The following is a 10836-nucleotide window of genomic DNA, read 5'->3' as shown; positions in this document are numbered from 1 at the left end:
TATATCTTGTGGTGTCCGAAATCTAGCACGCAGAATGTAGCGTCCGTCAAGAAAAAAGGTGTCCACCAACCATCCACAGCTCATCCACTGTCTGTCCCCCGGTGGGCCCCGCCCCCCGGAGACGCCCGCGGCCGCCGTGATATCCTCACGCCCGGACTCGCGTGTTCACGAGCGCGGTCGGAGGAGCGCCCGCATGAGGATGGCCTTCGTCGTCGCGGCCGTGGTCGGGGCCGCGCTCGTGCTCTGCACTCCGACGGCTCCGGCGAAGGCGCAGACGCCGGGCGGTCCCCCCGCCCCGGCTCAGGTCGCGGGTCGGTTGCTGACGCTGGACGAGGCGGTGGCCATCGCGCTGGAGTCCCAGCCCCAGATCCAGGCGCGCCTGTTCGACTACGCGGCGGCCCGCTTCCGCGTCGACCAGGCGCTGGCGCCGCTGCTCCCCCAGCTCACGGGCTCGGTGACCGCCACGAAGAGTCAGAGCGTCACTCTCTCCAACAATCAGGCCACACTCAACGCCCCGGTCTTCGTCTCCCGTGAGATGAGCGACACCCTCCTGGCTCAGGTTGCCCTCTCCCAGCTTCTCTTCGACTTCGGAAAGAACATGGCCGCGACCGAGGCCGCCAAGAAGCTCGCCGCCGTCGCGCTGGAGGACATCGAGCTGCAGCGTCAGCTCATCGCGCTGGCCGTCAAGGAGGCGTACACGAACATACTCTTCGCCCAGCGCCTCATCCGCGTGAACCAGCAGGCCGTGGACCGCGCCCAGTTGAACCTCAAATCGGCGCGGGGCTTCTTCGAGGTCGGGACCCGGCCCAAGTCCGACGTGGCCCGCGCCGAGGTGGACGTCGCTAACAGTCGCGTCGACCTCATCCGGGCCCGCAACGCCGAGCGCTTGGCGCGGGTGGCGCTGAACACGGCGATGGGCATCGAAGTGGATACGCCGACGCAGGTCCAGGACAACCTGGTGTACGAGCTGGTCACGCTCGACCGCATCGCGATCCGCGACGAGGCGCTGCGCCAGCGACCCGAGTACCGCCAGGCCAGGCTTCGGGTGGAGGCGGCGGAGGCGTCGGAGCGCCAGGCCTTCCGCAACTTCTTCCCCGACATCAGCGGCAGCGGCACCTACGGCGGCACCCGGACGGACCTCAACGAGAGCTGGACGCTGGGGCTGTCTCTCTCTTGGTCGCTGTTCGACGGGGGGAGCCGCATCGCCCGGTACCGTGAGGCCAAGGCCAACCTCGAAGCCTCCCGCGCCCGGGTGCGCGCCACCGAGCTGGACCTCTCGCGCGAGCTGGAGCAGGCGCAGATCTTGGTGGAGGAGGCCCAGGAGCGGATCCAGGCCGCGCAGACGGCGGTGGTCTCCGCCCAGGAGAACTTCCGACTGGCCCAGGGACGGTTCGATGCCGGCGTGGGCACCATCCTCGAGCTCACCGACGCCCAGCTCGCGCTGACCCAGACCCAGAACACCGAGACGCAGGCCCTGGCCGACTTCCGGATCGCGCTCTACCGGCTCGATCGCGCCCGCGGACGGCGGTAAGCTGAACGTAGGAGTAAACACGGCCCGGCTGCAGCCGTCTTATATTTGATGAAGCGTCTCCTCTGGCTCGGGCTCGTCGTGCTGGTCGTCGCCACCGGCGTCTGGGGATACTTCTACGTCCAGAGCCGGGGCAGCGCCCAGCAGTACCGGCTGGCCCGCATCGAGCGCGGGCCCCTGACCGCTGCGGTGTCCGCCACCGGCAACCTCAACGCGGTGATCACCGTGCAGGTGGGCAGCCAGGTCTCCGGCCAGATCAAGGAGCTTCTGGTCGACTTCAATTCCGTCGTCCGCAAGGGTCAGGTCATCGCGCGCATCGATCCCGAAACGTTCGAGGCCAAGGTGAATCAGGCGCGCGCCGAGTTGGAGTCGGCCCGAGCGGCCGTGGTCAACCAGCAGGCCCAGGTCGAGCGGGCTCGGGCCGACGTCGAGAACGCGCGCGCCGCCCAGGCCGAGGCCCGGGCGCAGACAGCACGGGCCCAGGTCGCGGTGGTGGACACCAAGCGCGATCTCGGCCGCAAGGGCGAGCTGTCCCGGCGTGAGCTGATCGCCCGGAGCGATTTGGACTCGGCCCAGGCGGCGTACGACTCGGCCGAGGCCACCCTGGACGCCGCCCGCGCGAAGGAGCAGTCCGCCGCCGCGGGCGTCGGCTCCGCCCAGGCGCAGCTCCGCGTCGCCGACGCCCAGCTGGAGTCGGCGCGCGCCCAGGTCAAGCAGAAGGAGGCCGCGCTCCGCCAGGCCCAGGTCGACCTCGACCATACGACGATCCGCGCCCCGGTCGACGGCGTCGTGGTCTCGCGCCAGGTCGACGTCGGGCAAACGGTCGCCGCCAGCCTGCAGGCGCCTGTGCTCTTCACGATCGCCCAGGACCTCACCAAGATGCAGGTGGAGACGAGCGTCGACGAAGCGGACATCGGGCGGATTCACCTGGATGGCCCGGCCACCTTCACGGTCGATGCGTTCCCCGGCGACACCTTCAGCGGACGCGTCGTCCAGATCCGCAAGGCGGCGCAGATCGTGCAGAACGTCGTCACCTACACCGTGGTCGTCGCCGTGGGCAATCCGGAGGGGCGACTGCTGCCGGGCATGACGGCCAACGTGAAGGTGGTCGTGGCGGAGAAGCCGAACGTCCTCAAGGTCCCGAACGCCGCGCTGCGGTTCCGGCCGGCGGGCACGGAGGCCGGCGGGCTGCCGGCGCCGGGGGGCGGGGCCCCGCCGCGGGGAAGCGGCGGGGGGCCGCAGTCGGGCGAGCAGATGCGCGAGCGTCTCGTCAAGGGGCTCGGCCTCACGGCCGATCAGCAGACCAAGCTCGACGCCATCCTTCAGGATGGCCGCCAGCAGATGGCCGCCCTCTCGGGGGCTTCGCTCGGGGCCGAGGAGCGCCAGGCGCGCGCTCAGCAGATCCGCGAGGCCACGCGGGTCAGGATCGGCGAGATCCTCACCCCGGAGCAGCGCGCGCGCTACGAGCAGCTCGCGGGCGACGGGCGCAGCGGGCTCGCCGGGCGGGCCTTCGTTCCGGGCCCCGACGGCAAGCCGAAGGCGGTCGCCCTCACGCTCGGCATCACCGACGGCACCGCGACCGAGGTCCTGAGGGGCGACCTCAAAGAGGGCCAGGAAGTGATCGTCGGCGCCGTCGGCAGCTCGGGGACGCCCAGCCGCCCCGGCGGCGGCAGTCCGCGGCTCAGGCTCTGACATGGCGCTGATCGCGACCGAGCACCTCACCAAGGACTACCGACTCGGTCCGCACACGGTCCACGCCCTGCGCGGCGTCAGCATGGCCGTTGAGCCCGGCGAGTTCGTGGCCATCATGGGACCGTCGGGCTCGGGCAAATCCACCTTCATGAACATCCTGGGCTGCCTCGACGCGCCCACCGCCGGGCACTACTGGCTCGACGGCGTGGACGTCGGCGGGCTCGGCCGCGACGATCTGGCGGCGATCCGCAACGCCAAGGTGGGGTTCGTCTTCCAGCAGTTCAACCTCCTTCCCCGCACCAGCGCGCTCGAGAACGTCGAGCTGCCGCTCCTCTACGCCGGGCTCCCGGCCCGCGTCCGCCGCCAGCGAGCGCGCGAGAAGCTCGCGGCCGTCGGACTGGCCGACCGGGCGACGCACCATCCCAGCCAGCTCTCCGGCGGCCAGCAACAGCGGGTGGCGATCGCCCGGTCGCTCGTCAACGAGCCCGCCGTCCTGTTGGCCGACGAGCCCACCGGCAACCTCGACACGCGCACCAGCGTCGAGATCCTGGCGCTGATCCAGCGGCTCAACCGGAGCGGCATCACGATCGTGCTGGTCACCCACGAGCGGGACATCGCCACGTACGCCAGCCGCGTCCTCACCTTCCGCGACGGCCGGCTGCTTGGCGACGAGCGCGTCGCCGTCCCGCGGGACGCGGCGGCGGCGCTGGCGGCGCTGCCCGAGGAGGTGCCGGCGTGAACGTCCTGCAGTCCGCCCGGATCGCGCTGCGCGCGCTCCGTGTGAACAAGCTGAGGAGCGCGCTCACCATGCTCGGCATCATCATCGGCGTCGGCGCGGTGATCGCCATGGTCAGCGTTGGCGCCGGCGCGCAGGCCCGCGTGGCCGAGCAGATCCAGAGCCTGGGTTCGAACCTCATCATCGTCCTCTCGGGCAGCGTCACCTCGGGCGGTCTGCGGCTCGGCCAGGGCAGCCAGCTCACCATCACCGAGGAGGACGCCGCCGCCATCGCCCGCGAGGTGCCCGCCGTGCAGGTCGCGGCGCCGTCGACCCGGGGGTCGGCACAGGTCGTCTACGGCAACCTCAACTGGTCCACGATCGTCCAGGGCGTCACCGCCGATTACTTCGAAGCGCGCGACTGGCCGGTCGTCCTGGGACGGGCGGTCCTGCCCGAGGACGTCGAGGGCGCCACGAAAGTCGCCCTGCTCGGGCAGACGACGGCGCTCAACCTCTTCGGCGACGCCGATCCGCTCGGCCAGATCATCCGCATCAAGAAGGTGCCGTTCACCGCGGTCGGCGTGCTCAGCCGCAAGGGCCAGAGCTCGTGGGGCCAGGACCAGGACGACGTCATCCTCATCCCGATCTCGACCTCCAAGAAGAAGGTGCTGGGCGCCCCTGCGTCCAATCCCCGCGCGGTCGGCTCCATTTCGGTGAAGATCCGACCTGGCGAGGACATGGTCGAGGCGGAAGAGCAGATCCGCGCGCTGCTCCGCCAGCGCCACCGCCTGCAACCCTACCAGGACGACGACTTCTGGCTGCGCAACTTGGCCGACGTGCTCCAGACCCAGGAGGAGTCGTCCAAGGTCATGACGTACCTGCTGGCCGCCATCGCCTCGGTGTCCCTACTGGTCGGCGGCATCGGCATCATGAACATCATGCTCGTGTCGGTCACGGAGCGGACGCGGGAGATCGGCCTGCGCATGGCCGTCGGCGCCCGTGGGCGCGACATCCTCCTGCAGTTCCTGGTCGAGGCCATCACCCTCTCCCTGATCGGCGGCGTGATCGGGATCGCGCTCGGGCTCGCCGGCTCCCGCGCCATCAGCTACCTCGCCGACTGGCGCACCCTGGTCGCTCCCGAGGCCATCGCGCTGGCCTTCGGGTTCGCTGCCACGATCGGAATCTTCTTCGGCTTCTATCCCGCGCGCAAAGCCGCGCGGCTCGACCCGATCGAGGCGCTGCGATACGAGTAACGGGCCGGAGCAGGCTCTCCGGCTTCGAAAAACAACTCGCCGGCAGAACCTGCCCCGGCCCGTCCCTCACGCGTCATGCCTCGATCGGGGCGGACGCGCGATCATCGACTACGACTGGATCTGCATACCGCCGTGATCGATGTCCGCCTCGTATCCGGCCCACTTCGAGTCCCACGACAGCGAGCTGCCGGTCCCCGAATCCCTGAAGCCCGAGTTGAGCAGGGCGTAGCGGCCGTTGCGGTAGACGACCGGATTAGCCGCGCTGATGGTCACTCGTGCGCCCGGCTCGAGCGCGGTGAGATGGACCGGCCGGCCATCGACGAGGATGACGGTCTTCGGACCGATCAGCACCGTGCGCCCGTCGCTGAGAACCACCATGCTGGCCGGCGCGTCCACGCCCGACACCGTCCCCGTGACGACGCCCTCCGTCAGGACGATCGGCGCCGGTGGCGGCGGCGGAGTCACGATGGTCGCGGTGGTCGACGGAGCCAGGCCCGGCTGGGTGATCACGACGTACTGACCGTCGCGGTACTCGACCGGCTGGCCGGAGCGGATGACCACTCTCGCTCCGGGCTTGATCTCCCGCAGTTCCATCGTTCGGATGTCTACCAGCACGGCGTCGCCATCGGCGACCCGGTACATCCGCGCGTCGTCGAGCACGATCACTCCCGCGTTCTCATCCACGCGGACAACCGTGCCGGTGATGACTTCGTCGGCGCCCGCCGCCAGGGTCAACCCCAGAACGAGCGCGCACGCTGTCAGGCTGATGCGTCGAATCATCGGATTCCTCCTTGTTGTAACTCTGACGTTGGGGGCTTGGCCCCACGCTCCTTTCTGGTGCAAGGCGACTGCCACCTGAGCGCGTCGACCCTTGCTATGGTTGAGCGGTCATGGCTTCAAAGCGCGGCGGGAAGGCCCGGCGTGCGTCGCCTCCATCCCGCGCCGCCGCGGCCCGACCGAGCGGACCACCCGGTCCGGAGGAGGCGCGGCTGCTCCGCGTGGCGCGCGAGTTGGCGGCGCTCGCGCGCGGAGGCCGCGCGCCCGGTGAGGCGCTCGGCGAAGCGCTGGCGCGTCTGAGCTACGTCGAGCCGCCGCGCGAGACGCGATCTCCGCGCGGGTCGCGTCGCGGCGGCGAAAAGGGGCGCGCGCTGGCGCTGGGGTGGGCGCGGGAGCAGGTGCGCCTGGCGCTCGGCGATGTGCTGGAGCGCGCGGCGAAGATGAGGGCGGCGCGCAGCGACATCCCCACGGACACGCTGGCCTGGCTCGCCCTCGCTGCCTGCGAGGCGCTGGCCCACGAGCCGGCGGAGGCAGTTCCGGATCGTCTGGCCGCGCTGATGGCGTTCATTCGTGCCCCCGGGCGGACCGGGTGAACGCCTCGAGCGCGACGAGGCCCGCCCCGCAGAGCATCGTCAGGAGATTGAGAAGCACGGCGCTCCGGTGCGTGGCGGCGAAGCGCGCGGCGTCCCCCGCGCGGCGGGCGTCTTCGGCGGACGGCAGCGTCACCGTGAGCGCCCAGGTGAGGAGCGCGACCATGGCCCCGGCCAGCCCGGCCGCCGCCAGATGGCGGCGGTGCCCGCCGCGCGTCCCCAGGGCCAGCGGCAGCAGGGCCACCAGTGCCAGGACGCAAAGCGTGATGCCCCAGCGGTAATAGTGCGGCAGGAGTGCGGCGATCACCTGCCCCGCGCTCGCGCGCTCGATCGTGCGGAAGAGGAGCGGCGCCGCGGCGAAGGAAAAGAACGCCATGACGCCCAGCCACGCCGCCACGCAGGCGACGGCGAGCGTCGCCAGTGCTCTCATGAGTCCAGGGTCATCGTGATCCCTGGTACTCCCGCGCTCCTGCGAGGTCGACGGGAGACCGTAGGATGTTCACCGCCCAGGACCGATCGCCGCCCGCCAGCACGAGCCGAGCATCGGCAAAGCGCGGGCGGGTGTCAACTCGGGCCGCCGCTCTCGATTGACACCCCTGAGAGCGGGCGGTAGAGTGCGCGGCGATGTCCAAGCGTCTCGCGGGGCTCGGCCTCGCGCTCTGTCTGGCCACGCCGGCCGCGGCGGAGACACCGCTGGAGGGGGGGCGCGCGCTGATCGCGCGCTACCACGAAGACCCCGCCGGCATCGACCGCGCCCGCGATCTCCTGGAGGAGGCGCTCGGGCGCGAGCGGCGGGCCGAGACGCTGACCCTGCTCTCCCGTATCTACTTCCTCTACGGCGACATCCGGGCCACGACCGGCGACGACAAGCTGGCCGCCTACGCCCGCGGCCGCGAGCTGGCCCAGCGGGCCGTGGAGCTGGCGCCCCGGAGCGAGGAAGCCCACGTGTGGTACGCGATCAACACCGGACGCTGGGGTCAGACGAAGGGCGTCATGCGGTCGCTCTTCCTCCTGCCCACGCTCCGGGAGGAGCTGGACATCATCTTCGGCCTCAACCCGCGCTCGGTCCGGGGGCACGCGCTGGCCGGCAACGTCTTCTTCGAGGTGCCCGCGCTCTTCGGCGGAGACCGCAAGAAGGCGGAGGAGCACTACCGCAAGGGGCTGGCTGTCGATCCCAGGTTCACCGTCATCCGAAACGACTTGGCCCGCCTCCTGATCGCGACGGGTCGCCACGCGGAGGCGCGCCGAGAGCTCGAGCGGGTGATCGGCGAGAAGGCGCCCACCAGCATCGCCGACTGGACCGTCAAGGACCTGCCCCGCGCCCGCGCGCTCCTCGAGTCCATCAAGGACACGCGGTGAAGATCGGCGCGGTCATCGGCCGGCTCGAGCGGACCAAGCCCGGCTGGAACCCGACCGCGCTGGCCCTCGTCGCCGACCGGACGCGCGACCCCTTCCGCGTCCTCATCGCCTGCATCCTGTCGCTCCGCACCCAGGACACGACCACGGGACCCGCCGCCGAGCGGCTGTTCGCCCTGGCCGACACCCCGGAGGCGATGCTCCGTCTCACGACGGCGCGGATCGAGCGCGCCATCTACCCCGTCGGCTTCTACCGCACCAAGGCCCGCGTCATCCGCGCGATCTGCCGCGACCTCCTGGGGCGCTTCGGCGGGCGCGTGCCCGACGAGATCGACGAGCTCCTGGCGCTCAAGGGGGTGGGCCGGAAGACCGCCAACCTGGTGGTGACCATGGGCTACGGCAAACCGGGGATCTGCGTCGACACGCACGTCCATCGGATCTCGAACCGGCTGGGCTACGTGAAGACCCGGACCCCCGAGAAGACGGAGATGGCGCTGCGGGCGAAGCTCCCGCACCGGTACTGGATCGGCTACAACGATCTGCTCGTCAGCTTCGGCCAGAACGTCTGCACGCCCATTTCCCCCCGCTGCTCGCTGTGCCCGGTGCGGCTCCTCTGCCGGCGGGTGGGCGTGACGACGTCGCGCTAGCCCGGAGCGCGCGCAGCCGCGCGAGGTTCCGGCGGTCCGCCTGGGGCTCGGGCTCCTTGGGCGTCTCCAGCACCTTGGGAATCCGGGCGAACCGCCGATCCTGGAGCAGCCGCCGGAAGGCGCCGCGGCCGAGAAAACCCTCGCCGATGTGCTGGTGACGGTCGAGCCCGGAGCCGCGCGGAGCCCCCGCGTCGTTGAGGTGGAAGGCGAGGATCCGGTCCAGGCCGACCGTCCGGGCGCACTCCGTGATCGCTGCCTGGTAGCCTGAGTCTCGACCGATGTCGTAGCCGGCGGCGAAGAGGTGACAGGTGTCGATGCAGATGCCGAGCCGCTCGGGCCGCGCGGCCCCCGCCAGCAGCGCGCCCAGCTCGGCGAACGTCCGCCCGAGCGTGTGGCCGCTGCCGGCCGTGTTCTCGAGCCCGATGCGGATGCGGTAGCCCGCCGTCCGGCGCGTGACCTCGTCGAGGGCCGCGACGACGCGGGCCAGCCCGGCTGCAGTCCCCCGCCCCATGTGAGAGCCGGGGTGGATGACGACGCAGCTGAGCCCCAGCGCCTCGCCTCGCTCCAGCTCGTCGGCGAAGGCGTCGACCGCCTGCGCCCACTGGGCCTGATCGGGCGCCGCCAGGTTGATGAGGTAGCTGCCGTGGGCGAAGACGGGACGAATGCCGGTCCGGTGCCGGGCGGCCGCGAAGGCGCGCACATCCTCGTCCCTGAGCGGCGGGGCGGCCCACTGGCGCTGGTTCTTGAGGAAGATCTGCACCGTGCCGCAACCGACCTCGCGACCGCGCTCCAGCGCGCGGTAGAGGCCGCCGGCGATGGACATGTGCGCGCCCAGGTCGTCTCGTCGGACGGGGCCTCGACGGCCGGCGCTCGAACCAGCGCGAGGATTCGTCACGGGGCGGCGTCCAGCGCGGGCGCCACCAGCTCGCCGATCTTCCGTCGCCGGTACGCCCAGATCGCCGCGAGCTGGCGACTGACCACCAGTCCGTGGGCAGCGCGCCCCAGCGATCCCAGCGGCAGCCGGTACGTCACACGATCCTCCACCCCGGTGCCGCCACGCTCTTCGAGAAAAAGATGACGATGCTCCCAGCGGTCGTACGGTCCGCGGACCTGCACGTCCACGAAGCGGGCGGGCGGGTCGTACTCGCGGACGAACGCCCGCCAGGAGAGCGGCAGACCGAGCCAGCGGATCCGGTACTCCAGGATGGCCCAGCGGGCCATCGCCGTCCCCGGCGTGAGGAGACGGAAGCCGAGCCAGGACGGCGTGATCAGGGCGAGGTTGGCGGGCTCGGCGAAGAAGGCGAAGACCTCGGCGCGCGGCTTCGGCAGCCACACGCGCGACTCGAGGATGTAATCGGGCATGACGCGCGCGCTATCATAGGCAGGTGTCCGGACCCAGTCAAACGCGCGCCTATCTGGCGCTGCTCCTCATCGTCACGCTCTGGGGGAGCTATCCGGCGACTGCGAAGCTCGCGCTCCAGGATTTCCCGCCCTTCTTCCTCGCCGCCGTCCGCTGCACGATCGCCTCGGCGTTCCTGCTCGTGCTGCTGGCGCGCGCGGGGGCCGACGCCGTCCGCGGACTGGGGCCCGGCGCCGTCGGCGCGTTCATGATCCTGGCCATCGCCGGCATCTGGGGCTCGACCCAGTTCAGCTACCTGGCGATCTACTACACGACCGCGTCCAACGCCGTCATCCTGCAGGCCGCCACGCCGGTCATCGTAGCCGTCGCCGCGCGCCTGTACCTCGGCGAGCGGCTGGCGCCGGGCCAATGGCTCGGGGTAGCGGTCTCCGCCTTCGGCGTGCTGCTGATCATCACCAGCGGCCGGCTGACGGCGCTCCGGCCCGAGGAGCTGCGGGCCGGGGACTTCATCAACCTCGCGTCGCTGATCGGATGGAGCGCCTACACCGTGTACGGCAAGCGCGTCCTGACCGCCTATTCGCCGGCGCTGGCGACGACGGCCGCATACGTGCTGGGCACGCTCCTCATCATCCCGACGATGGCCGCCACCGCGCCCTTCTTCCCCCCTCCGCGCCTGGGCTCGGGCCTGGCGTGGTCGGTGGTGCTGTACCAGGGGCTGCTCGGCGCCGTCGCTCACGTCTGGTGGTACAAGGCGGTGCAGGTGGTGGGACCCAGCCGGTCGGCGATCTTCATGAACCTGCAGCCCGTCGTCGGCGTGGTACTGGCCACGGCGCTGCTCGCCGAGCGGGTCGGCCTGTGGCAGATCGTGGGAGGCACGCTGGTCCTCGCCGGCGTGGCCCTCACCACCACCCGCCGCCC

The 10836-nt window shown here is 71.1% G+C and carries 12 protein-coding genes; 8 read left to right on the top strand and 4 right to left on the bottom strand.

Translation table 11 applies throughout. From position 1 onward, the window contains the following. Positions 1 to 193 precede the first annotated feature (193 nt). From VGV13_02735 to VGV13_02720, 4 genes are read left to right on the top strand one after another with little or no spacing between them, the layout of a single operon-like run. Complete coding sequence (locus tag VGV13_02735) at positions 194 to 1531, top strand: TolC family protein (protein HEV8639994.1); 1338 nt, start codon at positions 194 to 196, stop codon at positions 1529 to 1531. Positions 1532 to 1579: 48 nt separating this feature from the next. After that, entirely contained in the window at positions 1580 to 3220 is a 1641-nt protein-coding gene (locus VGV13_02730) for an efflux RND transporter periplasmic adaptor subunit (protein HEV8639993.1), read from the top strand. 1 nt (position 3221) lies between these two features. Further along, positions 3222 to 3959 (top strand): ABC transporter ATP-binding protein, encoded by a 738-nt coding sequence (locus VGV13_02725; protein ID HEV8639992.1) that lies wholly within the window; start codon positions 3222 to 3224, stop codon positions 3957 to 3959. After that, entirely contained in the window at positions 3956 to 5188 is a 1233-nt protein-coding gene (locus tag VGV13_02720) for an ABC transporter permease (GenBank protein HEV8639991.1), read from the top strand. Before VGV13_02725 ends, VGV13_02720 begins: the two co-directional genes overlap by 4 nt. A 108-nt stretch (positions 5189 to 5296) precedes the next feature. On the opposite strand, the gene VGV13_02715 is transcribed toward VGV13_02720, so the two are convergent. Beyond that, entirely contained in the window at positions 5297 to 5968 is a 672-nt protein-coding gene (locus VGV13_02715) for a hypothetical protein (GenBank protein ID HEV8639990.1), read from the bottom strand. Between the two features lie 218 nt (positions 5969 to 6186). On the opposite strand from VGV13_02715, the gene VGV13_02710 reads away from it, so the two are divergent. Then, positions 6187 to 6558 (top strand): hypothetical protein, encoded by a 372-nt coding sequence (locus VGV13_02710; protein HEV8639989.1) that lies wholly within the window; start codon positions 6187 to 6189, stop codon positions 6556 to 6558. On the opposite strand, the gene VGV13_02705 is transcribed toward VGV13_02710, so the two are convergent. Then, positions 6530 to 6985, bottom strand: coding sequence for a DUF4149 domain-containing protein (locus VGV13_02705; GenBank protein ID HEV8639988.1), 456 nt, complete (start codon positions 6983 to 6985; stop codon positions 6530 to 6532). The genes VGV13_02710 and VGV13_02705 overlap by 29 nt on opposite strands. A 194-nt stretch (positions 6986 to 7179) precedes the next feature. On the opposite strand from VGV13_02705, the gene VGV13_02700 reads away from it, so the two are divergent. Then, on the top strand, positions 7180 to 7914 hold the full coding sequence (locus tag VGV13_02700) for a tetratricopeptide repeat protein (GenBank protein ID HEV8639987.1): 735 nt from the start codon (positions 7180 to 7182) through the stop codon (positions 7912 to 7914). A 2-nt stretch (positions 7915 to 7916) separates the two neighbouring features. Continuing rightward, on the top strand, positions 7917 to 8558 hold the full coding sequence (gene nth / locus VGV13_02695; protein HEV8639986.1) for an endonuclease III: 642 nt from the start codon (positions 7917 to 7919) through the stop codon (positions 8556 to 8558). Here the strand turns inward: nth and VGV13_02690 are convergent. Then, positions 8458 to 9381, bottom strand: coding sequence for a deoxyribonuclease IV (locus VGV13_02690; protein ID HEV8639985.1), 924 nt, complete (start codon positions 9379 to 9381; stop codon positions 8458 to 8460). The two genes, nth and VGV13_02690, sit on opposite strands and share 101 nt — an antisense overlap. 68 nt (positions 9382 to 9449) lie before the next feature. Next, positions 9450 to 9920: an SRPBCC family protein gene (locus VGV13_02685; GenBank protein HEV8639984.1), complete on the bottom strand. Its 471-nt coding sequence runs from the start codon at positions 9918 to 9920 to the stop codon at positions 9450 to 9452. 23 nt (positions 9921 to 9943) lie between these two features. On the opposite strand from VGV13_02685, the gene VGV13_02680 reads away from it, so the two are divergent. Then, positions 9944 to 10836, top strand: an 893-nt coding sequence (locus VGV13_02680) for a DMT family transporter (protein ID HEV8639983.1), incomplete at its 3' end; no start/stop codon positions are given.

Source organism: Candidatus Methylomirabilota bacterium (assembly GCA_036001065.1).
Lineage (GTDB): Bacteria > Methylomirabilota > Methylomirabilia > Rokubacteriales > CSP1-6 > MNEF01.
This window is presented reverse-complemented; position numbering and strand designations above follow the sequence as displayed.

Coding starts and splice junctions, on each gene's coding strand:
- VGV13_02735 (HEV8639994.1), top strand. CDS start 194: ATGAGGATGGCCTTCGTCGTCGCGGCCGTGGTCGGGGCCGCGCTCGTG.
- VGV13_02730 (HEV8639993.1), top strand. CDS start 1,580: ATGAAGCGTCTCCTCTGGCTCGGGCTCGTCGTGCTGGTCGTCGCCACC.
- VGV13_02725 (HEV8639992.1), top strand. CDS start 3,222: ATGGCGCTGATCGCGACCGAGCACCTCACCAAGGACTACCGACTCGGT.
- VGV13_02715 (HEV8639990.1), bottom strand. CDS start 5,968: ATGATTCGACGCATCAGCCTGACAGCGTGCGCGCTCGTTCTGGGGTTG.
- VGV13_02705 (HEV8639988.1), bottom strand. CDS start 6,985: ATGAGAGCACTGGCGACGCTCGCCGTCGCCTGCGTGGCGGCGTGGCTG.
- VGV13_02700 (HEV8639987.1), top strand. CDS start 7,180: ATGTCCAAGCGTCTCGCGGGGCTCGGCCTCGCGCTCTGTCTGGCCACG.
- VGV13_02690 (HEV8639985.1), bottom strand. CDS start 9,381: ATGTCCATCGCCGGCGGCCTCTACCGCGCGCTGGAGCGCGGTCGCGAG.
- VGV13_02685 (HEV8639984.1), bottom strand. CDS start 9,920: ATGCCCGATTACATCCTCGAGTCGCGCGTGTGGCTGCCGAAGCCGCGC.